The 22,239-nt window shown below is 26.5% G+C and carries 21 protein-coding genes and 1 other annotated feature; of the genes, 17 read left to right on the top strand and 4 right to left on the bottom strand.

The window, feature by feature from the left end; translation table 11 throughout:
- Nucleotides 1-215: 215 nt before the first annotated feature.
- On the top strand, nucleotides 216-992 hold the full coding sequence (locus tag HMPREF2852_RS04265; protein WP_004839134.1) for an enoyl-CoA hydratase-related protein: 777 nt from the start codon (nucleotides 216-218) through the stop codon (nucleotides 990-992).
- Between the two features lie 55 nt (nucleotides 993-1,047).
- Here the strand turns inward: HMPREF2852_RS04265 and HMPREF2852_RS04260 are convergent, their stop codons facing one another.
- Nucleotides 1,048-3,165 (bottom strand): metallophosphoesterase family protein, encoded by a 2,118-nt coding sequence (locus HMPREF2852_RS04260; RefSeq protein ID WP_070606105.1) that lies wholly within the window; start codon nucleotides 3,163-3,165, stop codon nucleotides 1,048-1,050.
- A 202-nt stretch (nucleotides 3,166-3,367) separates the two neighbouring features.
- On the opposite strand from HMPREF2852_RS04260, the gene HMPREF2852_RS04255 reads away from it, so the two are divergent.
- The 10 genes from HMPREF2852_RS04255 (at nucleotide 3,368) to HMPREF2852_RS04210 (ending at nucleotide 12,975) form a co-directional block, all read left to right on the top strand.
- Nucleotides 3,368-4,258 (top strand): DUF2232 domain-containing protein, encoded by an 891-nt coding sequence (locus HMPREF2852_RS04255; RefSeq protein WP_070606103.1) that lies wholly within the window; start codon nucleotides 3,368-3,370, stop codon nucleotides 4,256-4,258.
- Nucleotides 4,255-6,261 carry a DHH family phosphoesterase gene (locus tag HMPREF2852_RS04250; RefSeq protein ID WP_070606101.1) on the top strand — a complete coding sequence of 669 codons (2,007 nt, stop codon included), beginning with the start codon at nucleotides 4,255-4,257 and terminating at the stop codon, nucleotides 6,259-6,261. Before HMPREF2852_RS04255 ends, HMPREF2852_RS04250 begins: the two co-directional genes overlap by 4 nt.
- A complete protein-coding gene (gene rplI / locus HMPREF2852_RS04245) occupies nucleotides 6,242-6,682 on the top strand; it encodes a 50S ribosomal protein L9 (RefSeq protein WP_004839128.1) in 441 nt (146 codons plus the stop codon). The genes HMPREF2852_RS04250 and rplI overlap by 20 nt, the downstream gene beginning before the upstream one ends.
- Nucleotides 6,682-8,007: a replicative DNA helicase gene (dnaB, locus tag HMPREF2852_RS04240; protein ID WP_019117421.1), complete on the top strand. Its 1,326-nt coding sequence runs from the start codon at nucleotides 6,682-6,684 to the stop codon at nucleotides 8,005-8,007. Before rplI ends, dnaB begins: the two co-directional genes overlap by 1 nt.
- Complete coding sequence (locus HMPREF2852_RS04235) at nucleotides 7,997-8,572, top strand: GNAT family N-acetyltransferase (protein WP_261668047.1); 576 nt, start codon at nucleotides 7,997-7,999, stop codon at nucleotides 8,570-8,572. The genes dnaB and HMPREF2852_RS04235 overlap by 11 nt, the downstream gene beginning before the upstream one ends.
- Entirely contained in the window at nucleotides 8,562-9,323 is a 762-nt protein-coding gene (locus HMPREF2852_RS04230; protein WP_070606099.1) for a DnaD domain-containing protein, read from the top strand. The genes HMPREF2852_RS04235 and HMPREF2852_RS04230 overlap by 11 nt, the downstream gene beginning before the upstream one ends.
- A complete protein-coding gene (locus HMPREF2852_RS04225; protein WP_070606097.1) occupies nucleotides 9,320-10,279 on the top strand; it encodes an ATP-binding protein in 960 nt (319 codons plus the stop codon). Before HMPREF2852_RS04230 ends, HMPREF2852_RS04225 begins: the two co-directional genes overlap by 4 nt.
- A gap of 9 nt (nucleotides 10,280-10,288) precedes the next feature.
- Nucleotides 10,289-10,951 (top strand): NAD(P)H-hydrate epimerase, encoded by a 663-nt coding sequence (locus HMPREF2852_RS04220; RefSeq protein ID WP_070606095.1) that lies wholly within the window; start codon nucleotides 10,289-10,291, stop codon nucleotides 10,949-10,951.
- Nucleotides 10,952-10,986: 35 nt separating this feature from the next.
- Nucleotides 10,987-11,152, top strand: a binding site (T-box leader).
- Nucleotides 11,153-11,192: 40 nt separating this feature from the next.
- Nucleotides 11,193-12,479 (top strand): serine--tRNA ligase, encoded by a 1,287-nt coding sequence (gene serS, locus HMPREF2852_RS04215; protein ID WP_070606093.1) that lies wholly within the window; start codon nucleotides 11,193-11,195, stop codon nucleotides 12,477-12,479.
- Between the two features lie 241 nt (nucleotides 12,480-12,720).
- Nucleotides 12,721-12,975 carry a hypothetical protein gene (locus HMPREF2852_RS04210; RefSeq protein WP_070606092.1) on the top strand — a complete coding sequence of 85 codons (255 nt, stop codon included), beginning with the start codon at nucleotides 12,721-12,723 and terminating at the stop codon, nucleotides 12,973-12,975.
- Between the two features lie 50 nt (nucleotides 12,976-13,025).
- On the opposite strand, the gene HMPREF2852_RS04205 is transcribed toward HMPREF2852_RS04210, so the two are convergent.
- From HMPREF2852_RS04205 to HMPREF2852_RS04195, 3 genes are read right to left on the bottom strand one after another with little or no spacing between them, the layout of a single operon-like run.
- A complete protein-coding gene (locus HMPREF2852_RS04205; RefSeq protein WP_070606090.1) occupies nucleotides 13,026-13,562 on the bottom strand; it encodes a 5-formyltetrahydrofolate cyclo-ligase in 537 nt (178 codons plus the stop codon).
- A 55-nt stretch (nucleotides 13,563-13,617) separates the two neighbouring features.
- A complete protein-coding gene (locus tag HMPREF2852_RS04200; RefSeq protein WP_070606088.1) occupies nucleotides 13,618-14,499 on the bottom strand; it encodes a YihY/virulence factor BrkB family protein in 882 nt (293 codons plus the stop codon).
- Nucleotides 14,496-16,406, bottom strand: coding sequence for an alpha/beta hydrolase family protein (locus tag HMPREF2852_RS04195; protein ID WP_070606086.1), 1,911 nt, complete (start codon nucleotides 16,404-16,406; stop codon nucleotides 14,496-14,498). Before HMPREF2852_RS04195 ends, HMPREF2852_RS04200 begins: the two co-directional genes overlap by 4 nt.
- A 114-nt stretch (nucleotides 16,407-16,520) precedes the next feature.
- Between HMPREF2852_RS04195 and hpf the strand changes: the two genes are divergently transcribed.
- The 6 genes from hpf to aroQ all read left to right on the top strand — a co-directional run bounded on the left by hpf (nucleotide 16,521) and on the right by aroQ (nucleotide 22,117).
- Nucleotides 16,521-17,054, top strand: a complete 534-nt coding sequence (gene hpf, locus HMPREF2852_RS04190) for a ribosome hibernation-promoting factor, HPF/YfiA family (RefSeq protein WP_004839118.1) — start codon at nucleotides 16,521-16,523, stop codon at nucleotides 17,052-17,054.
- Between the two features lie 107 nt (nucleotides 17,055-17,161).
- On the top strand, nucleotides 17,162-17,968 hold the full coding sequence (locus HMPREF2852_RS04185) for a prephenate dehydrogenase (RefSeq protein WP_070606085.1): 807 nt from the start codon (nucleotides 17,162-17,164) through the stop codon (nucleotides 17,966-17,968).
- Nucleotides 17,968-18,999 carry a 3-dehydroquinate synthase gene (gene aroB / locus HMPREF2852_RS04180; RefSeq protein ID WP_070606083.1) on the top strand — a complete coding sequence of 344 codons (1,032 nt, stop codon included), beginning with the start codon at nucleotides 17,968-17,970 and terminating at the stop codon, nucleotides 18,997-18,999. Before HMPREF2852_RS04185 ends, aroB begins: the two co-directional genes overlap by 1 nt.
- Nucleotides 18,986-20,215, top strand: coding sequence for a 3-phosphoshikimate 1-carboxyvinyltransferase (aroA, locus tag HMPREF2852_RS04175; RefSeq protein WP_070606081.1), 1,230 nt, complete (start codon nucleotides 18,986-18,988; stop codon nucleotides 20,213-20,215). The genes aroB and aroA overlap by 14 nt, the downstream gene beginning before the upstream one ends.
- Entirely contained in the window at nucleotides 20,216-21,676 is a 1,461-nt protein-coding gene (locus tag HMPREF2852_RS04170; protein WP_261668045.1) for a shikimate kinase, read from the top strand. It begins immediately after the preceding gene.
- Nucleotides 21,677-21,682: 6 nt separating this feature from the next.
- Nucleotides 21,683-22,117, top strand: a complete 435-nt coding sequence (aroQ, locus tag HMPREF2852_RS04165; protein WP_070606079.1) for a type II 3-dehydroquinate dehydratase — start codon at nucleotides 21,683-21,685, stop codon at nucleotides 22,115-22,117.
- Nucleotides 22,118-22,239: the final 122 nt, after the last annotated feature.

The raw sequence follows: 22,239 nt of genomic DNA, 5'->3' as shown, positions 1-22,239 counted from the left end.
AATCAATTTTTTCCGTATGATATTCTTAGCGTGAGGGTTTGTATACATTGTAAATAGTCTTAATTCCCCCATAAGGGGATTTTTTATTTGCAAATTTTTAAAAAAATTCGAATTAATTTATAATTCTATTTACTATATTTGCTTGACAAAAATTAATCAATGTTATAAGATGAATTTATAGAAAGCGTTTTTAAAAAAATCTTAAAGGAGAAAATATGAATAACGTAAAAGTAGATGTAAAAAATGAAATTGCTTATGTAACTATTGATAGACCAAAAGCTTTAAATGCTTTAAATTCAGAAACTTTAAAAGAATTAAATGAAACTTTTTCAGATATAAGAGATAGAAAAGATGTAAAAGTTTTAATTCTTACTGGTGGCGGAGAAAAATCTTTTGTAGCTGGTGCTGATATTTCTGAAATGGTAAATGCTACACCACAAGAAGGAAGAGCAATGAGTATGCTTGCTTATGAAACTTTTAATATGCTTGAAGAAATGCCACAAGTTACAATTGCAGCTGTAAATGGATTTGCTCTTGGCGGCGGTTGTGAAATTTCTATGGCTTGTGATATTAGAGTTGCATCTAAGAATGCTCTATTTGGTCAACCAGAAGTTGGTCTTGGAATTATTCCAGGATTTGGTGGAACTCAAAGACTTCCAAGACTTGTTGGAAAAGGAATTGCAAAAGAATTAATTTTTACAACAGATTCTATAAAAGCTGACGAAGCTTACAGAATTGGTCTTGTAAATCACGTTGTTGAAAAAGAAGAATTGATTGATTATTGTACAAAAATGGCAGAAAAAATTATTTCAAAAGCATCTTATGCAGTAACACTTGCAAAACAAGTTATAAATCTTGGAGTAGAATCTGACCTCCACACAGGAATTCAATTAGAAGCAAACACTTTTGCATCAACTTTTGAAACTCACGACAAAAAAGAAGGCATGACAGCTTTCCTTGAAAAAAGAAAAGCAGATTTATCTGATTTTTAATTAAAAAAATAGGTGCTTTTGTAGAATTAAATTATTTCTACAAAAGCACCGTTTTTTATTCATCTTCGTATTCTACGTAAGAAAAATAATGATCTCTTTCATTTAAATCTTCATTTTCGTAAGTTTCAATTACTTCGTTGTTGATTGATTTTACTAAATCTATTATATATGATCTAAGATTTGCTCTTCCTAGCATTTTTTTACCTAAATTTTGTTTTATATTTGTGATTTTTTTATAATTTACTATATATTTTGCAAGGTCGACTCCTTCAACTCTTCTTTTTTTCAAAATAAATTTTGAAATAAAAGTTAGAAGGTCGAACAAATTATTTGATTTTCTTTTTAAATATTTAATTAAACTATTAAAAAATATTCCCTTTATAGCAACTAATTTATTAAAAAATTTATCTTTTGAACCATCAATTTCAAATCTTATATTTTTTGTTAAAAATTCAAAAATTTCATTAATCTCATCTTGGCAATAATCAATTATTTGGTCTGTGATTGAATAATTTGGATTATTTAATTTTGCCATAAATTCAACTACATAGGATGGAGTTGTTTTTTCATCAAGCGCCTTGTATTGGTAAATATAATTTGAAAAATCATATAAGCTATGTCCGTCTTTTGAAATTGGCATAGAAATACCTTTTTTCATAAGCTTATCATAATAAAAAATTATATTTTCTGTTGTCATTATTTTTTCTTCAAATTGCTCAATCAAAATTTCTAGGCATTCTTCTAAGTCTTTTGCTTTTATTATGGCGTGAGACCTGTATGAATCAATTTTTATAAACATTTCCCCATCTGCATCAAAAATATTTATAAAACCTAATTTTTCAACATGAATTGGGAATTTATCCTTGTAAAATTTTAAAACTTCTCCTATATATCCTTCTTTTGGAAGATTTATTTTTAAAGCTGTGTTTATGCTATCAACTAAAAATTTTTTAATATTCATTTCAGAAATCATAGGATTTTTTGCCATGGAATGAACATAATTAAACAAAACATCTTTTAGTGATAATTGATTTTCTAAAGCGTAGGCAATTGAATTTTCTATTTTTATGGTTTCTCCTGATAAATTTTCGTAAGAAAAAGATTTGATTAATTGAGTTTTTAAATCAACAGAAAATCCATTAAATTCTTCTATATCATCCAAAACATTAATGTGTCTTATTGGAAGAGGATAGGTTACAGTTGAGCCAGTTTGAATATTAAATATTTCATTTCCCAAAACAGATTTATATTTTGCAGTTCCATTTTCATGTAAGTGCCCTGTAAATAAAAATTTCACTCCCATATCTGCCAAAACTTCAATTGGAAGCTTATCATTTATTCTAGGATCATCGTCAATATATTTTTCATTCCAATTTTTTATAATAAAAGGTCCCAAGACGAGTCTTTGATCTCTAAAATTTGGAATAAAAGCATGATGAGATATTACAAAAATCATATCTTTTCTGGATTTAGCCTCATCGATTTTTTCAATCGCCCATTTCATAACATTTTTATCAAGGGCTCCAACCACATTTGTTTTGCCATCCTTATGATTTTGTTCATAATCACAAGAATAAATTGAAGTGTCAATAAAAAGTAAAGTTAGAGAATTTTTATTTTCTAAATTATTATCAATTCTTGCAAGATAAGATCCATATCCTTGGCAATAATAAGAATATTTAAAATCTCTGTTAAATTTTTTATTTACAAAATCTAGATGAGATTTGAAAATATTAGAATTTTTATAAAATTCCAAAACCTTATCTTTGTACAAAAAATCATATATTTCAAAAAATTCTCTAGGTTCAATATAATCAGTCTTTTTGAGATTTTTATAATCAAAAGCTTGCTTGTTATTTATATCATGATTTCCTGGAATTAAAAATATATTTCTTTGTGGATTTTCATAAATCCAAGATTTTAAAATTTCCCTAACTTCTAGATGAGATTTTTTTTCTCCATCTTTTGTCAAATCACCAGGAATTATTATATATTTGCTATCATTAAGACTTGCAAGCTCTAATGCTTTTTTCAAAAGCCCTTCGCCTTCAACCAAAAATTTTCTGTCATATTTGATAGCCATATTAAATTCTTTATTATTAGCCATCAAAGATCTTGCTAAAATATGAATATCAGAAAGAATGCTGAGGCTTATTTTTTTATTATTTTCCATACTATCATTTCCTTTTTCTTAATTTTAATATACCATAAGTAAAAAATAAAAATAAGGAGAAATATTGAATTTTTAATGGAAATGGTTGCTTAATAACTTAAATTATTTTATTTTTTTGTTTTGATTTTTTTAGGTTAGCTTTTTTTCCTCAAAAATCGTATAATCTATGTGATAAACATCCTAAAAAATAGAAAGGATTTTTATGAATGATTATTTAAAGAAAAATAAAAAATTAGGAGCAATAATTTTTGGTTTAATAAATGTTGTTTTAGCATTTTTATCAACGCGTTTTTTGGTATTTGCGTTTTTTATTCCAATTTTTACTGCCATAAAATTGTGGGAATTAAATGATAAAAATAAAATGATATTTTTATTTACGACAGGTTTATTTTCCGCAATTTTAAATATTAGGATAACTATTTTTCTAATGTCTCCTATGATAATTTTTGGAAATGTTTTATATGATTTAATTAAGAAAAATAAAACTGATAAGTATAGTTTGAAAGTACTTACTATAATTTTTTCGGTTTTATCTTTGACAATTATTGGGTATCTTTACTCTAAGTCAGATATTAATTTTAATTTTTTAGTAGATGCAATAGAAAAAATATTTAAAGATCAAAATTTTAAAATTGATAAGGAAATAATAAGAAAAAGTCTTAAAACAATACCTTTAGTTTTTATTTTCTTTTCTTTGATTTACAGCATGATTTCACTAAAACTTGTTAGAAATTATTTGAATTATAAAAATGAAAATATAAGGGATTTAAGAAGAATTAACACAATTAGAATTGATATAAAAGATTTAAGAGATATTTTTATTTGCCTAATTATTTCAGCAATATTATGTAAAGTTTTATCTTTTTCAAATGAATTTATTTTGTTAAATTCAATCATGGCTTTAAAATTATTATTTTGTGTAAATGGGGTTTTGTTGATAGATTATTTTGTATCACTAAAGAAAAGCAAAGCAGCAAGAATAATTAATTGGTTTTTATTATTTATATTGTTTGCTTACATATCAGAAATAATAGCCATAATCGGTTTTATTGATGTATTTTTGAATTTAAGAAGAAAAGCGAGGATAGCATGAAGGAAAAATTAAGGTATTTTACGAAAGAAAATTATATTTTTATACTAATCTTACCTCTAATTATTTCGATAATCTTGTTTTTTTATGAGAAAATTTTTGCAACTATAGGACTTATCCTTGTAGTTTTATTATATTTTTATATAAAAAAAATTGATGATAATAATGAGGATTTTTTCCAAGCATATATTGATGAGTTGGATTATTCTTTTGATGAAATAACTAAAAACGTTGTATTTCAAATGCCATTTCCTATTGTTATTTTGGAAGATGGAAAAACAATTAAGTGGCATAATTCTAATTTTAAGGAGTTGTTTGAGGCGAAAAATTTAATAGGGAAAAGTGTAAATAATTTTATAACAGATTTTAGCCAAATAGATTTTTCTAAACAATCAACGGATCCTATAACTGTTGATATTTACGATAAGGTTTATGAATTTTATTATTCCACAATAAAAAGAGAAAAATTTGATGATGAGCTTACTTTTGTTTATGGAATTGATAATACATCTGATGAAAATATCAAAAAAATATTTAAAGACAGACGCCTTGTTGTTTTGACAATGTATATTGACAACTTTGATGATTTAAGACAATCCACAAAGGCAAGCGATAGATCATCTCTTACTGGAGAAATTGATAGAATTATAATGAATTATTTTGAAAAATTTGGTGCCATGGTTAGAAAATATGAAAATGATAGGTACATGGTAATGATTCATTATGATGATTACAAAAAAATCTATGATAGTAAATTTAAAATTTTGGATTTGGTAAGAGAAGTTAAAAAAGGAAATTCTATTCAACCAACTCTTTCTGTTGGTGTAGGTTTATCAGGTTCAAAGCCTATTGATATTTACGAGGAATCTAGAATTTCGATAGATATTGCTCTTTCGCGTGGTGGCGATCAAGTTGTAATAAAAGAAGGCGATAATTACGAATATTTTGGTGGCAAATCAAAAGCAACAGAAAAAATTTCAAAAGTAAGAAGCCGTGTAATATCACAAGCTTTAAAAAGAATGGTAGAAACATCATCAAAAGTTTTTGTAATGGGACATAACAATCCAGACATGGATTCTTTTGGTTCAGCTCTTGGAATTTATGAAGGAATAAAAAGTATTGGCAAGGAATGTTATTTTGTTTTAAATGAAGTAAACAAACCAATAGAAAATATTTACAATAGAACTGTTGAAGACTTGGAAGGATTTAGAGAAAATGTTGTTACAGAAATAAAAGCTTTGGAACTAATGGATCAAGGATCTTTGGTAATTGTGACAGACAATCACAGAAAAAATTCTACAGAAGCTCCATCATTAATAGATAGGACAGAACAAATTGTAATAATTGACCATCATAGAAGGGGAAACGATTATATAAGAAATGCAACAATTTCTTATATTGAGCCTTATGCCTCAAGTGCAAGCGAGCTTGTAACAGAAATTTTAAATTATTTTGATGAATCATTTAAGGCAAGAGTTCCGGTTGCAGAAGCCCTTCTTGCAGGACTTACTGTTGATACAAAAAATTTCGTTTATCAAACAGGAGTAAGAACTTTCGAAGCCGCATCAATTTTAAAAAGATGGGGAGCAGATTCAATTATAATAAAAAGAATGTTCAAAGATGATTTTGAAATAGTAAAATACAAATCAGAAGTAATAGCTGATTCGACAGTTGTAAATGATTTTATTGCAATAGGTCATTTTAATAGAGAAATGGATGGCTCAACTTTAATTGCAAGTCAAGCTGCAGATGATTTATTAAATATAAAAGGTGTTAAAGCAAGTTTTGTTTTGACAAGATCAAATGATAAAATCCATATATCAGGAAGAAGTTTGGGAGATATTTCAGTTCAATTAATTTTGGAAAGAATTGGCGGAGGAGGACATTTAACTTCAGCTGCAACCCAACTTGATATGAGTATAGAAGAAGCAGAGATTATGCTTAAAAAAGCTATAAAAGAATATTTAGAGGAGGAAGTTGAAAAAAATGAAGATAATATTAACTGAAGATGTTAAAAAAATTGGTAAAAAAGGTGAAGTTGTAAATGTAAAACAAGGTTATTTTAGAAATTATATTTTACCAAATAATCTTGGAGTAGAAGCAAATAAAGAAAATTTAGCAAAGCTTGATGAGCATCTTAAAAAATTAAAAAAAGAAGAAGATGAAAACATAAAAGCTGCAATGGAAAATAAAGAAAAAATTGAAAAAACAGAAGTTATAATCAAGGTAAAAGCTGGAGAAAATGGAAAATTATTTGGCTCTATTACAAATATGGATATTAAAAAAGCTCTTGATGAAAAAAATATTGAAGTAGATAAGAAAAAAATCGACAAGGCTGACATTGATTCACTTGGCGATTATGAAGTTACAATTAAGCTTTACCAACAAGTTTCTGCAAAATTAAAAGTGAAGGTTGAGGCAGAATAATGGAAGAAAATCTTAGGCAAATGCCTAGTGATATTTCTTCAGAGATGGCCATAATTGGTTGTATAATTACAAAAAGTGAAACCATAGATCAGGCTATACAATTAGTAAAGCCTTATGAGTTTTATGATTCAAGATGCCAAAGAATTTATAAGACTTTAGTTAATATGTATCAAAAAGATATAAAAATAGATGAAGTAAGTCTTATATCAAAATTAAAATCAGAAAACATCTTGGAGGAAGTTGGAGGAGAGCAGTTTATTGTAGAGATAACACTCTCCTCATTTTATACTCCAAATATGGATCAATACTGTGAGAATGTCAAAGAAAAAGCTCTCCTTAGAGCATTAATTGGTGCGTGTGATGAAATAGTTGGAAAATCTTACGAGCAAAAAAAAGATGCTAAAGAAGTTATAGAAATGGCAGAATCAAAAATTTTTGAAATAAGCCAAAAAAATCTTGAAAAGGGCCTTGTAAGAGTTTCTGAAACTATGGATGAAACAATAAAACAACTTGAACTTTTAAGTTTAAATGAAGGAAAAATAACTGGAGTTACGACGGGAATTTCAAGTGTTGATGATAAACTGTCAGGTCTTCAAAATTCCCAATTAATTTTACTTGCAGCAAGACCTGCGATGGGAAAGACTGCTCTTGGTCTTACTATGGCATGGAATGCAGCAAACGCTGGCAAATCAGTTGCGTTTTTTTCATTAGAAATGTCAACTTATCAATTAAATCAAAGATTAATTTCTATGGTTTCAATGATTGATCTTGAAAAAATTATTACAGGAAATTTAGAAGCTGACGAGTGGATTGAAATTATAAATGCAATTACAAAAATAAAAGAAAAAGAAATTTACGTCGATGAAACTGCAGGAATTACTTTGTCAGAGCTTAGAAGTAAATGTAAAAGATTAAAGGCAGAAGAAGGACTTGATTTAATTGTAATTGATTATTTGCAACTTATGACTGGCGAGGGAAGATTTGATAATAGGCAACAAGAAATTGCACAAATTTCTAGAGGTTTAAAATCTTTGTCAAAAGAAATAAATTGCCCAGTTTTATCACTTGCCCAACTATCGCGTGAGGCTGACAAAAGATCTGATCACAAGCCTATTTTATCAGATCTTCGTGAATCAGGAGCAATCGAGCAAGATGCTGATGTTGTTATGCTTTTGTATAGGGAAGATTATTATGACGTAGATGATAATCCTAATGTGGCAAAAGTAATTTTGGCAAAACACAGAAATGGGCCAACAGGTCTTATGGAATTATTTTTCCACAAACAATGTACAACTTTTAAAGACCTAAGTCATGATGAAAAATAAAATGAAAATAATAGGAAAAGACGATAAGATATATTTAAAAAAATTAGACTTAGATGATGCTTATGATTTAAGAAAATGGTCAATGAATGAAGATGAAAGATTAAAAGGCTATAATTATGGGAATTTTTCTCAAATTGATTGCGAAGTTTGGTTTATGAATGTAAATATTTATAAGAAAAGATATTTTGCAGTAAGAAAAATTGACGATGATAGTTTTATTGCCTTTATTGGTCTAAAAAATTATAATCCGATTTTAAGAAAAAGTGAATTGGGAATTGTTTTTGATCCACAATATACTTCAAGAGGTTATGGTTTTAAGGCTATGAAAATCTTACTTGATTATTATTTTGAGGATTTAAAATTTAATGAACTTTATCTTGATGTAAATAATTTTAATAAAAGAGCAATTTCTTTGTATGAAAAATTAGGATTTAAAAAATGTGGCGATACAATAGAAATTTTTGAAAATCAAGAGATATATCCTGATGACCAATATTTTTTAATGAAAAATGGCAAAATTTATAGTTTTATTACAAAAATGAAAATAAGAAAAGATGGAAGGTAATAATTTGGAATTTAAAATTCAAAATTTAAGTTTGGATATGGGAGAAACATCATTTGAAAATATGTTTTTAAATACATACGTACCCATGGCAGACGGAGATAGCCTAAAAGTTTTTTTGCTTTTATATAAGGATTTAAAATCTAGTGGAGAAGTTGATTTAGAAAAAATAAAAAGGCAACTTGCCTTTGATGATGAAAAAATGAACGAAGTAATTTCATATTGGACAAATATGGGAGTATTTAGAAAAAAAGATAGGGGAGATGGGACTTTTTATCTTGAAATAATTTCTCTAAGACAAGCTTATTTTGGAAATTCAAAGGAAAATGCAAGCGAAAATATGCTTGATACTTCAAAAAGAAAATCTGTAATGTTTAATCAGGTTGAAAGAATTATTCAAAGACAGCTTACTCCACAAGATATTAGAAGAATTCACGAAACTTTAGATGAATATAAACAAGATCCTGAGCTTGTTACAGAAGCTTTTAGGCAAGCAAAAGAAGTAAATAATGTTGATGTAAAATATGTAATGGGATTTTTAAAAACTTGGAGAGATCAAAGTATTTTTTCCTTAAATGACTTAAAAATAAAAGAAGAAAGAGCAAAATTAATGAGAGAAAAATCTCCTAGAAAATATAAGAGTGCAAAAAAAGTTTATAGGTCAAAAAATAAAAATCCAAATGAAAAATCTTATGCACAAAAGGCTAGGGAAGAAAGATTTAAAAAAATTCTTGAAGGAGGGGATATAATATGAGTCCCAATGACAATATTTCAAGAATAATTGAAAAAAGAAGAATAAAAAATAAAGAAGAACAAGAAAAAAGAAAAAAAGAAATCTACGAAAAATTCCCAAGAATTAAAGTTATTGACAAAACTATTGCATCGCTTGGGCAAATGGCAATAACAAAGGCTCAAGAAGGAATTAATGTAGATGAATTAAAGAAAAAATTAAAAGAGCTTGATAGACAAAAGGAAGAAATTTTACTTGAAAATTCTTACCCAAAAGACTATTTAAAAATCCATTATCATTGTGATATATGTAAGGATACAGGTTTTGTAAATACACAAATTTGTAGGTGTAGAAAAAAACTTATAATAGAGAAAAAATATTCCCAATCAAATATTAGTAGGCTTGTTCAAAGAGAAAATTTTAGAACATTTAACGCAAATTTATATTCTAAAAATCTTTACAAAGATTATCCAATTAGTCCCTACGAAAACATAATTAGAATTCAAAATGATGCAAAAATGTATGTTGAAAATTTCTCAAAAAATTATAAAAATCTTTATATATTTGGAGATGTTGGAAGGGGCAAGACTTTTTTGATAAATTCTATTGCCAAGGAAATTTTGGATAGAAATTATTCAGTTATTTATCTTACAGCTACAAAATTATTTTCTTTTATGAATGATTATTTGTATGCCTTTTCTGAAAGAAAAGAGGAATTAAAAGAAAGATATGATTTGATTTTTGAATCTGACCTTTTGATAATTGATGATTTGGGAAGCGAAAATGACAGAAATTCTAATGAATCAAATCTTTTTGAAATAGTTAATGATAGGATGATTAACAAAAAACCAATTATTTTTTCATCAAACTATTCTGAAGATGAGCTAATGGAGTTTTATGGAGATAGGATTTTTTCAAGAATTATTGGTTCAAGTGACGTAATGGAAATTTTTGGAGAAGATTTAAGACTTTTATTTTAGGAGTAAAATATGCTTTTAGTAGATCGTGAAACCATGCAAAATATTGACAGTTATGCTATAAATGAAATTAAAATTCCATCTTTGTGTTTGGTTGAAAGAGCAGCACTTTCTGTAATGGAAAATATTAATCTTGAAATTAGACACTCTTTTGCTCTTATTGTTTCTTGTGGAAATAACGGAGCAGATGGTCTTGCTCTTGCTAGAAATTTGCTTGCCCTTTCTAAGGATTGCGATATTTATATTATTGGAAATAGAAACAAGGCAAGCAAAGATTTTATAATAAATTATAATGCTTGCAAAAATCTTACAAAAAATATTTATTCAATTGAAACAATTGAAGATATGAATTTTTTGAGAAAAAATCTTGATAGGGTAAATACAATTGTTGATGGAATATTTGGAACTGGTTTAAACAGACCTGTTTCTGGAATTTATGCAAATATAATTGATTTGATAAATGAAAAAAATATTTACACGATTTCTATTGATTTGCCATCAGGTTTTGATGCAAATGGGGAAAATAATTATGGATCTTATGTTGATAGCGACTTAATTGTTTGTATGCAAATTTTAAAAAAAGGTCTTTATGAAGATAATTATTTTAGGGATAAAACTGTAGTTTGTGATATAGGACTTCCTCAAATTGCTATTGAAAAATTTGTTAATGTTTGAAAAAAATAAAAATAAAAGTATACTAGAATTAATTGAATAGAGCTGTGATGAGAAGTAGTAATTAAAAATAACCTTTAGAGAGAAGATGGTTGGTGAAAATCTTTGGTGAAAGTTAATGAATCCGTCTTTGAGCTTATAAATTTAAAGTGAATGAATTTATTTCATTAAATTGGGTGGTACCGCGATAATCTCGTCCCTTTTGGGATGAGATTTTTTTATTGTAAAAAATTTAGGAGGAAATATGTTAGACATAAAATTTGTAAGAGAAAACCCAGATTTTGTAAAAGAAAATATCAAGAAAAAATTTCAAGATGAAAAATTAGTTTTGGTTGATGAAGTAATTGAGCTTGATGAAAAATTAAGAGATGTAAAAACTGAGGGAGATAATTTAAGAGCAAAAAGAAATAAAACTTCAAAACAAATTGGTGCTCTTATGGGCCAAGGAAAAAAAGATGAAGCTGAAAAAGTAAAAGAAGAAGTTTCTGATATTAACGATAGACTTGTTCAAATTGAAGAAGATACAAGAAAATTCCAAGACCAATTAAAAGAAAAAATGCAAGTTATCCCACAAATAATTGACGATTCAGTTCCAATAGGAAAAGATGACAGCGAAAATGTAGAAATTGAAAGATTTGGCGAAAATGTAACTCCAGATTTTGAAGTTCCTTATCACGTTGATATTATGGAAAGTTTTAATGGAATTGATTTAGATTCTGCAAGAGATACATCAGGAGCAGGTTTTTATTATTTAAAAGGAGATATTGCAAGACTTCATTCAGCAATTCTTTCTTATGCAAGAGATTTTATGATTGACAAGGGATATGAATATCACATTCCACCATTTATGATTAGATCTGACGTTGTTACAGGCGTTATGAGCTTTGCTGAAATGGAAGATATGATGTATAAAATCGAAGGCGAAGATTTATATTTAATCGGAACAAGTGAGCACTCAATGATTGGTAAATTTATAAATTCAATCACAGATGAAAACGAAATGCCACTAAGAATGACATCATATTCTCCTTGTTTTAGAAAAGAAGTTGGAGCTCACGGAATTGAAGAACGTGGAGTTTATAGAATCCACCAATTTGAAAAACAAGAAATGGTTATAATTTGTAAGCCAGAAGATTCAAAGAAATTTTACGACGAATTATGGCAAAATACTGTAGAATTTTTCAGATCTCTTGAAATTCCTGTAAGAACACTCGAATGTTGTTCAGGAGATTTGGCAGATTTAAAAGTAAAATCTTGCGACGTTGAGGCATGGAGCCCAAGACAAGGAAAATATTTTGAAGTAGGTTCATGTTCAAACCTTGGAGATGCTCAAGCAAGAAGACTTAAAATAAGATTAAGAGGAGAAAAAGGAAATTATTTTGCTCACACATTAAATAACACAGTAGTAGCTCCTCCAAGAATGTTAATTGCATTTTTAGAAAACTTATTACAAGAAGATGGCTCAGTTAAAATTCCAAAACCATTACAAATGTATATGGGCGGAATGGAAAAACTTGTTCCAAAAAAATAATAAATATTAAGATTTTAAATTAAAAAGGCAGTAGAGTTAAGTAGAAAATTTATCTTTGCTGTCTTTTTTTATTTTGAATTAAAAAAAATTTTTACTAGAAATTAAATAAAAAATTTTATTAGAAGTTAAATAGAAATTTTTAAAAAGCTATTGATAATGATTACGATTTTCTTTATAATAAAATTACAATATAAATCAAGAATAAAAGCTCAAAAAATATTTCATAGCGAGGAGAAAGGATATGAATTTTGAAAAGTTAAAGGATAATTTATACTATAAAACTATAAGGGCGATTTTCGCTATAGCTATGATTTTCATTATAGTTAGTTCTTATTTTGGATATAATGTGCCTGAAAATTTAGCTAAGTTCATTATGCTTGTTTTTTATATTATATTTTTTGTAAATTTTGTTTTGGTATATAAAAACAAATCTTTATTTTGGAATTTACTTATAATTTGTGCTTCTATATTTTCTATAGTATCTATAATTTTTTAAAATATAAACAAAAACTCTAAAGTCTTAAATAAAACTTTAGAGTTTTTTCTTTAGAATATATTTTTATCTGTAATTATTAAATCTAATTTTTGATCAAAATTGTCGAAATTTAATTTGTAAGATTTATTTATTTGATAAAATAAACCGATGTAAAAGGACTTATGATTTTTTATGTAATAATCATAAAATCCTCCGCCATAGCCAAGCCTGTATTTATTTTTGTCAAAGGAAAGTCCTGGGACTATTGTAAGGTCTATTTTTTCCAAACTTTTTTCAAGTTTTGATGTTTTTATTTTATATGCTCCATCTATAAGATCATCAAATGAAGTGAGCAAAACTGGAATCATTTCAGAATTTTTTATAATTTTTGGTATATAAACTTCCTTTTTATCTAAAAATGCTTGTTTTATTATTTTTTTTGTATCAATTTCATCTTCTGTTGAATAATAAATAAAAATCGACTTAGCACTTTTATAATAATCGCTTGATATAAGTTTATTTTTTATTTTTTCATCCCAAATTTTTTTATCGATTTTTGGGATTTTTTTTCTGTTATTTATAAAATAACGTCTTAGTTCTTTTTTCATTAAATCACTCCAAAAGCTTTTATATTATGATTCAATAATTTTAAAATTTTTTTTCTTAATTTAATCCTGTAAATTTATTTTTTGTTTTCATATAGGCTGCAATGATTTCTGCTCCCAAAATTATTGTCAATGAAAATAAAAGCATCCAAACTAATAAGGCTATAATTCCTGCCAAAGCTCCGTAAATAACAGACATATTGCTCATATTATTTAAGAAAAATGAATAGGCAAAGCTTGTTATTGTAATCATAATTGTTGTAGAAATTGAGCCGACAAAGGCGTCTTTGAAGCTTATTTTTATTGAATTATTGTAAGGTGCGCACTTGTATAAAAGGCTTAGACCAAGAATTAAAATTATTGGCGGAAGTATTCCTGAAACTAAATTGATTAGCCAAGTAAATTTTTCAAGAGAAAATGAAGAATTTACAAGTTGCAATACATTTTCTATTAAATTTAAAATTCCATTTGAATAAATTCTTAGCAAAAATAAAAATATTAGGATAAAAATAAGGATAAATGTATACAAAAATCCAAATATTTTATTTTTTATCATGGAATGATCGTCTTCAAGTCCGTAGGCTACATTTATTGCAAGAATTATTTTTGAAACTCCTTTTGATGCTGACCAAAGGGCAAATATCAATGTGATTGTAGAAAGTGTTGAAACTGATGATGAATTAATAATTGATTTTACAAGCATCAAAATTACACCTCTTATTGTTTCTGGCAAAAGCTCAATAAATTCTACAATTACATCTTCGTTACCTTTCATATATTTTGTGACAAGATTTAACAAAACCAAAAGCATGGGAATTGCTGCTGACAAAAAATAATAGGAAAGAGAAGATGCCAAGGTCATAATATCGTGGGACTTTGCTCTTTCGATTAGGGTAAAAATAAATTTTTTTGTTTTTTTTGATTTTATTTTTCCTTTCATTTTAAGTACCCATCAAACCATTCTTTAATTTTTTCTATTCTTTTTATCCTTGCTTTTGGCTTTCCTGATCTTGACAATTCGTGATTTTCTCCGTGAAAAATATACATTTTTGTATCAATGCCATTTTCTTTTATTCTTGTATACATTTGAAGACCTTGTTCCAATGGACACCTATAATCTTCGTCAGAATGAATAAACATTGTTGGAGTTTTTACATTTTTCGCGTGTTTAATAGGAGATTGCTCCCACATTTTTTCTAAATTATCCCAAGGATTTGCCCCTGTTTGGTCAGGCGCAAAATAATATCCTATATCAGAAACTCCATAGAATGAAGTCCAATTTGAAATTGATCTTTGAGAATTTGCAGCCTTAAATCTGTTTGTGTGTGAAACAATCCAATTTGTCATAAATCCACCATAAGATCCGCCATAAACTCCCATATTATTTTCATCAATTTGTGGATATTTTTTTATAGCTAAATCTGTAAAATTCATCAAATCTTCATAGTCAATAGTTCCATATCTTCCTCTAATATCAGAATATTTTACGCCATTTCCACTTGAACCGTGTGGATTTGTATAAATAATTATATATCCATCATTTGCAAAAACTTGGTGCTCGTGGTGAAAAATATTTGAAAATTCTGTTTTTGGTCCGCCGTGGATTGATAAAATGGTAGGATATTTTTTGTTTTTATCAAAATCTACTGGCAAAAGAACAAATCCTCTAATTTTATCGCCGTTTGATTCATAGAAAAATTCTTCGATTTTTCCAAGTGATGAATTTATTTTATTATCAAATAAAATTTTGCCATTTTTCTTTTCTTTTAAGTGGGAAATTCTATCTTCTGTCATTGCAAAATAATAAATATTGTCATTTGCTATTGCAAAATCTTCAACGCAACCAGAAATTTCCAGTTTTATATTTTCATTTTCATCTAAGGAATAAAGTTTTGATTCTTCTTTTTCTGTAACTACAAAATAAAATTTATTGTTTTTGTAAAAAAAAGTCCTATAAGCTTCGTATCTTGCATCGCTACCAATAGAATTGCCAAAAGATTTGTCAAAATCATCAGGACTTATTTTTTTATATTCTCCAGATAAATTGCCTTTGTAGATAAAGGCGTCTTCATTTATTCCGCCTTTTTTCATATCACTTGCCACAAAAATAATTTCATCTTTGTCATTAAAAAATAAATCATAATATGAAAATTCATTTTCGATTATAATTTTTTCTTCCTTATTTTCTAAATCTAAAATTATCAAATCATCTTTAAGCCTTGAAACTTTATTATCATTTTTTCCCAAAACTAGAGCTAATTTGTTTGTGTTTTTATTTATTGCAAAAGCATTTAGACTATCATTTTCAAAATCTCTAATTTTTTGAAGACTTTTATCTTCCTTTTTGAAAAGGTAAAGACTTTGTTTTTGATTATCTATATAACCTGTGCCATTAAACCAAAAAGGCAATTTGGTAACTTCCTTATAAAAAGAATTTTCCTTTTGTTTTTTCTTTTCGTCCTCACTTAATTTGTCAGACGCTTTTATTAAATAATATCCATTTTTTAAATCTTTGATATATGAAACATTTTTATCAATTTTAAATTCTAAACTTCCAACTCCCATTGACCTATCTTTTTTATAAAAATAATCAAATTTATCGTCGGATTTTTCCTTATAAATTAAATTATCATCTTCATCAAAAATAAAAATTCCAATATTTTTATTATCAGAAACTTTATATTTTTTATTTTTTTCTATATCAAAAAGATAAAGATAAGAATTGTATTTATTTTCATCTAAATCGGCATTTGTTTTTAAAAAAGCCAAATATTTTTCGTCATTAGATATTTCAAGACTTGAATAAAAATCATAAGTTAAAATATCATTAATTTTTGTTTTTTCCATTTCTCCTCCTTGCATTTATCTCATTATACAATAAATTTTAATAAAGAAAAAACTAAAGGTTTACATTAAACTTAGGGGGGTATATATATAATATCAAAATGACGGAGGTTCAATATGAAATTAAATATTAAAGGTAAAAACATCAATGTTTATGAAAGCTTAAAAGAAGAAGCTAAGGAAAAATTTGATAGGCTTGACAAATATTTCAACAAGGAAGAAGAAATGGACCTCAAATTTTCTACCGAAGGTAATTTAAAAAAAGTTGAATCAACCATTTTTCTTAAAGGCGGAACAATTTTAAGAGCTGAGGAAGTAAATGATAATTTCTCAACAGGAATTGATAAGGTAATAGATGCTTTGGTTCGTCAAATTAGAAAACAAAAAACAAAATTACAAAGAAATAGAAGAAATGGTGAATCAATTAAATTTGAATCCTTTGATAACATTGAAGAAGGAAAAGAGGAAAATATTCCAAAAATAAAAAGACAAAAAGAAATAGTTCTAAGACCTATGAGCGATGAAGAAGCTTGTATGCAAATGGAATTATTAAATCATGATTTCTTTATATACTTAGATGATGAAGAAATGAAAACAAGACTTGTATATAAAAGAAAAGATGGACATTACGGATTAATTATTCCTGAATAATATAAATTATTATCTGCTGCAAATTATTTTGCAGCAGTATTTTTGTGTTTACTAAAATTTTTTTTGATATAATATAAATAAAAATATTTAAATATGAGGGATAAATAATGAAAAAAATTGCTATAGTTGGTTTAGGATTAATGGGCGGTTCTTTTGCTAAGGCTTTTATAGAGTATAGTGATAATATAGTTTATGGCTATGATATTGATGAAAAAACGAAAAAATCGGCCAAGAATTTTGGTATAAAAATAATTGAAGATAAGAATGAATTAAAAAAAATGGATCTTACAATTATTTGTTTAAATCCATTAACCATAAAAAATTTTGTTGGAAAAAATTATAAATACTTATCCAAAACTGTTATGGAAATTTCCGGAGTAAAAAATAATTTGTATCCATATATAAAAAAATTATCAGAAAAATATTCTTTCGTATATAAATCAATTCATCCTATGGCTGGTAGAGAAGTTTATGGCTTTGAATCTTCTTTAAAAGATTTATACAAAAATGCTTCTATGATTTATGTTGATGATTTAGATGATGAGGAAATTTCTTTATTTAAAAAAATTGGATTTGACAAATTTGTAAAGGCAAGTCCCAAAAAACACGATGAAATGATTTCTTTTACATCTCAACTATGCCATGTGATTTCTAATGCATATGCATTAAATCAAAAAAGTATTTACCATGACGGATTTTCTGCTGGAAGTTTAAAAGATATGACAAGAGTTTCAAAGATTGATGAAAACTTATGGTCAGAATTATTTTTATTAAACAAGGATTTTTTGATTGAAGACATAAATACAATGATAGAAAACTTGGAAGAATTAAAAAATGATTTGAAAAATAATGACGTAGATAGATTAAAAGCCCAACTAAAAAAAGGAAATGACATAAGAAAGAAGATGTGGTAATGAAATTAAGTGTAGATTTAATAAATCCCTATGAAATAGAAATAGGCTCAAATATTATAAAAAAATTAAATACATATTTAAAAGAAAATTATAAAAATTCAAAAATTTTAATTATAAGCGATGACTTAGTTTATAAAATCCACAAAGAAAAATTAATCAAAGAGCTTGACGGATTTTTTTATAAAGAATTTATAATAAAAAACGGAGAAAATTCTAAATCAACAGAAAATTTGATAAAAATTTTAGAATTTGCTGCACAAAATCAATATAGAAGGTCCGATTTAATAATTGCTTTTGGTGGAGGAGTTGTAGGAGATATTTCTGGGCTTGTTGCATCTTTGTATCTTAGAGGAATTGATTACATTTCAATTCCAACTACTTTTTTATCAGCAATTGATTCATCAGTTGGAGGAAAAACTGCTGTGAATTTGAAGGCAGGGAAAAATTTGTGTGGAACTTTTTACCAACCCAAAAAAGTTTTTATAGATACAGATTTTTTAAAAACTCTTTCGGATTATTATTTTAATGATGGTTTGGCTGAGGCTATAAAATATGGAATGATTAGGGACAAGTCTATTTTTGATGAAATTTCAAAAGAAAATGTAAGTAAAACTTACGAAAATCTCCCATTAATTATAAAAAAATGCTTGGATATAAAAAAAGATGTGGTTAAAGATGATGAAAAAGATTTTGGTATTAGGCAAATTTTAAATTATGGTCACACATTTGCCCATGCTATAGAGAAAAATTCAAATTTTGAAATAAGCCATGGCCATGCGGTTGCTCTTGGTATGAAAATTATGGTTAAAAATTTTTACGAAAGTTTTTACGATGATTTTATAAAAGTGTTGAAAAAATATAATCTTGATAAAGAAATTGAATTTGATACAGAAAAAATATTAAAAGTTTGCATGGTCGATAAAAAATCAAGAAATGACAGGATAAATATAATTGTTGTGAGAAATCTTGGAACTTGCGAAATTTTAAATATAGATTTAAAGGATTTGAGGAAAATTTATGAAAACAGATAATATTTTAATTCATCCATCAAGGCTTGAAGGAGAAATTGACGCCATTTCCTCAAAATCTTATGGACATAGGGCTTTGATTTTGGCAGGTCTTTGTAAAAATCCTACAAATATTTATATTAATGAATTTTCAAAAGATATAAATGTAACTATTGATGCTTTAATAAATTTGGGAGTTGGAATTGAAAAATTTAAAAATTTTGTAAAAGTAATTCCTCCAAAAGAAAAAATAGAAAAAGCCACAATAGATATGTTCGAGTCGGGTTCTTCACTAAGATTTTTTACAGCTGTAGCAAATCATTTTGCCAAAGAAGTAAAAATTATTGGAAAGGAAAGATTAAGTCAAAGACCAAATTATGAATTAATAAAAAATTTGAGAAAGCATGGTCTTGAAATTTCATCTAATAAAATTCCTTATACGATAAAGGGAAATTTATTTGGTGGAGATTTTGAATTTTTTGAAAATAAATCCAGTCAATATATTACCGCAATTATGCTTGCGTCAAACAAATTATCTGGAAAAACTTTGATAAAATTAAAAGAAAAACCCGAATCGCTTGGCTATATTAACATAAGCAGAAAAGTTTTAAAAGATTTTAATGTAGATGTAAAAGAAGAAAATAATTCTTATTTTATAGAAAATCCACAAATAAAATCGCCTAATAATTATTATGTTGAAGGAGATTGGTCAAATGCTGCCTTTTTTTATGGGGCAAATCTTATAAATTCTCAAATAAAAATCAACAATTTGAAAGAAGATTCCTTGCAAAAAGATAGGGAAATTATAGATATTATAAATAAAATAAAACTTTGCAAAAATGAAAATAAGACACTTGAAATAGATATTTCTCAAATTCCAGATCTTTGTCCCATACTTGCTCTTCTTCTAACATACCTAGATAAAACTTCCTACATTACAAATGGAAAAAGATTGAGGCTTAAAGAAAGTGATAGGCTTGAATCAACTTCAAAAATGCTAAATGATTTGGGAGCAAAATGCGAAATTATTGGAGATAATCTAAAAATTTCAGGAAAAATTATAGGAGGAGAAGTCGACTCTTTTAACGATCACAGAATTGTAATGGCAGCAAGCATCGCTTCCTTGATGGCAAAAGATGACATTATTATAAAAAATTATAAGGCAGTAAACAAATCCTATCCTTCATTTTTTAAAACTTTTGAAAAATTAGGAGGGAAAATTGAGTATTTAGGAGCTTAAATGGAAGATTTAAAAGAGATTAGAAATCAAATTAATAAAATTGATGAAGAAATTATAAATTTATTGAAAAAAAGATTTGACCTTTCAAAAAAAGTTAGAGCCTACAAAATTTCCCACAATAAAAAAATTTACGATCCAAAAAGAGAGCGAGAAATTTTAAAAAAAATAAAAGAAGAAAGTCCTGAATATGGCGAGTATTTTCTTCCTATTTTTCAAGAAATTATGGATCAATCGAAAAATTTACAAAAAGAAGAAGAAAAATATGGACTTTTGGGAAAAAGTTTAGCTCATTCTTATTCAAAAATAATACACGAAAAAATAGCCTTTTATAATTACCAATATTTTGAAAAAAACGAAGAAGAATTAGATTATTTTTTTGAAAGAAAAGATTTTAAAGGAATAAATGTAACAATTCCTTATAAAAAAACAGTAATGAAATACCTAGATTTTGTTTCAAAAAAAGCAGAAAAAATTGGAGCAGTAAATACAATTGTAAATAAAAATGGAGAACTTTACGGTTACAATACTGATTATTATGGATTTTCTTATAATTTGAGAAAAAATAAAATAAATGTAAAAGATAAAAAATGCTTAATTTTAGGAAAAGGCGCCTCATCAGAAACTGTAAGCCAAGTTTTAAAAGATGAAGGTGCAAAAAAAATAGTATTTTTGTCAAGAAAATATAAACCGTATTTTAAAGATGCAAAAGATTATTTTGATTTTGAAATTATAATAAATACAACTCCTGTTGGAATGTATCCAAATAATGAAAATTATTTAAAAGAAATTGACCTTGATGATTTTATAAATTTAGAGGCAGTTGTAGATTTAATTTACAATCCATATATGACAAAAATTATAGCTTGTGCCAAAGAAAAAAATATAAAATATGCAACAGGTTTTGATATGTTGCTTGCCCAAGCAGTAAAAGCAAGCGAATTATTTTTAGATAAAAAAATTGATGAATCGCTGATTGAAAAAATGAAAAAATCAATTTATAAAGAAAAAATAAATATAGCCCTAATAGGTATGCCTGCAGTAGGCAAAACCAGCCTTGGAAAAATTTTAGCAAAAAATATGAATAGAAAACTTGTCGATATTGATTTAGAATTTGTAAAAAAATATGGAAATATTGAAGAATTTTTTAATAAATATGGGGAAGACGAATTTAGAAAAAAAGAAAGTGAAATAATAAAAGAAATTTCAAAAAAAACTTCTCTTATTATAAGTTGTGGTGGAGGAGTTGTTGAAAGAAAAGAAAATTATTATTTCCTAAAAGAAAATTCTCTAATAGTAGAAGTAAAAAGAAATTTAGAAAATCTAGAAACAGAGGGAAGACCTATTTCAAAAAAATATAATTTATTTGATTTATATAAAAAGAGAAAAAATTATATGACAGTTTTAAAGATTTTGAGGTGGAAAATAATAATTTATTTGAATGTGCTAAGGAAATTGAGGTGAAATTTTATGAGAATATTGATAATTAATGGCCCAAATATAAATATGCTTGGAATTAGAGAAAAAAATATTTATGGCTCAAAAAATTATAAAGATTTAATAAAATATATAAAAGAATACACTAAAGAAAAGGACATTGAAATTGAAATTTACCAATCAAATTCTGAAGGACAAATTATAAATAAAATTCAAGAAGCTTATAATTTGTATGATGGAATTGTAATAAATCCAGCAGCTTATACTCATACATCAATTGCAATTTTGGATGCGCTAAAAGCTGTAAATATTCCAACAGTTGAAGTGCATTTGACAGATGTAGATAAAAGAGAAGATTTTAGAAAAATATCTTATGTTTCATATTTTGCAAAAAAAACTATTAAAGGCAAGGGATTTGATGGTTATATAGAAGCGATTGATTTTTTAAAAGAAAATTATGATAAATAAATTTGTAAATTTATTTTACAATTTGTTAATTTTCATTTAATATTATATTTGTGATAGTTTAATCCTAACTTATTGCCAAAAGCTTATAAAAAGGGTAGGATATACAGAGAATTAGAGGTGAA

It is taken from the genome of Anaerococcus sp. HMSC065G05, from assembly GCF_001812365.1.
GTDB lineage: Bacteria > Bacillota > Clostridia > Tissierellales > Peptoniphilaceae > Anaerococcus > Anaerococcus vaginalis.
This window is presented reverse-complemented; position numbering and strand designations above follow the sequence as displayed.

Bases quoted from the DNA above. Each gene is read 5' to 3' on its own strand.
- HMPREF2852_RS04265 (WP_004839134.1), top strand. From the start codon at position 216: ATGAATAACGTAAAAGTAGATGTAAAAAATGAAATTGCTTATGTAACT.
- HMPREF2852_RS04260 (WP_070606105.1), bottom strand. From the start codon at position 3,165: ATGGAAAATAATAAAAAAATAAGCCTCAGCATTCTTTCTGATATTCAT.
- HMPREF2852_RS04255 (WP_070606103.1), top strand. From the start codon at position 3,368: ATGAATGATTATTTAAAGAAAAATAAAAAATTAGGAGCAATAATTTTT.
- HMPREF2852_RS04250 (WP_070606101.1), top strand. From the start codon at position 4,255: ATGAAGGAAAAATTAAGGTATTTTACGAAAGAAAATTATATTTTTATA.
- rplI (WP_004839128.1), top strand. From the start codon at position 6,242: ATGAAGATAATATTAACTGAAGATGTTAAAAAAATTGGTAAAAAAGGT.
- dnaB (WP_019117421.1), top strand. From the start codon at position 6,682: ATGGAAGAAAATCTTAGGCAAATGCCTAGTGATATTTCTTCAGAGATG.
- HMPREF2852_RS04235 (WP_261668047.1), top strand. From the start codon at position 7,997: ATGAAAAATAAAATGAAAATAATAGGAAAAGACGATAAGATATATTTA.
- HMPREF2852_RS04230 (WP_070606099.1), top strand. From the start codon at position 8,562: ATGGAAGGTAATAATTTGGAATTTAAAATTCAAAATTTAAGTTTGGAT.
- HMPREF2852_RS04225 (WP_070606097.1), top strand. From the start codon at position 9,320: ATGAGTCCCAATGACAATATTTCAAGAATAATTGAAAAAAGAAGAATA.
- HMPREF2852_RS04220 (WP_070606095.1), top strand. From the start codon at position 10,289: ATGCTTTTAGTAGATCGTGAAACCATGCAAAATATTGACAGTTATGCT.
- serS (WP_070606093.1), top strand. From the start codon at position 11,193: ATGTTAGACATAAAATTTGTAAGAGAAAACCCAGATTTTGTAAAAGAA.
- HMPREF2852_RS04210 (WP_070606092.1), top strand. From the start codon at position 12,721: ATGAATTTTGAAAAGTTAAAGGATAATTTATACTATAAAACTATAAGG.
- HMPREF2852_RS04205 (WP_070606090.1), bottom strand. From the start codon at position 13,562: ATGAAAAAAGAACTAAGACGTTATTTTATAAATAACAGAAAAAAAATC.
- HMPREF2852_RS04200 (WP_070606088.1), bottom strand. From the start codon at position 14,499: ATGAAAGGAAAAATAAAATCAAAAAAAACAAAAAAATTTATTTTTACC.
- HMPREF2852_RS04195 (WP_070606086.1), bottom strand. From the start codon at position 16,406: ATGGAAAAAACAAAAATTAATGATATTTTAACTTATGATTTTTATTCA.
- hpf (WP_004839118.1), top strand. From the start codon at position 16,521: ATGAAATTAAATATTAAAGGTAAAAACATCAATGTTTATGAAAGCTTA.
- HMPREF2852_RS04185 (WP_070606085.1), top strand. From the start codon at position 17,162: ATGAAAAAAATTGCTATAGTTGGTTTAGGATTAATGGGCGGTTCTTTT.
- aroB (WP_070606083.1), top strand. From the start codon at position 17,968: ATGAAATTAAGTGTAGATTTAATAAATCCCTATGAAATAGAAATAGGC.
- aroA (WP_070606081.1), top strand. From the start codon at position 18,986: ATGAAAACAGATAATATTTTAATTCATCCATCAAGGCTTGAAGGAGAA.
- HMPREF2852_RS04170 (WP_261668045.1), top strand. From the start codon at position 20,216: ATGGAAGATTTAAAAGAGATTAGAAATCAAATTAATAAAATTGATGAA.
- aroQ (WP_070606079.1), top strand. From the start codon at position 21,683: ATGAGAATATTGATAATTAATGGCCCAAATATAAATATGCTTGGAATT.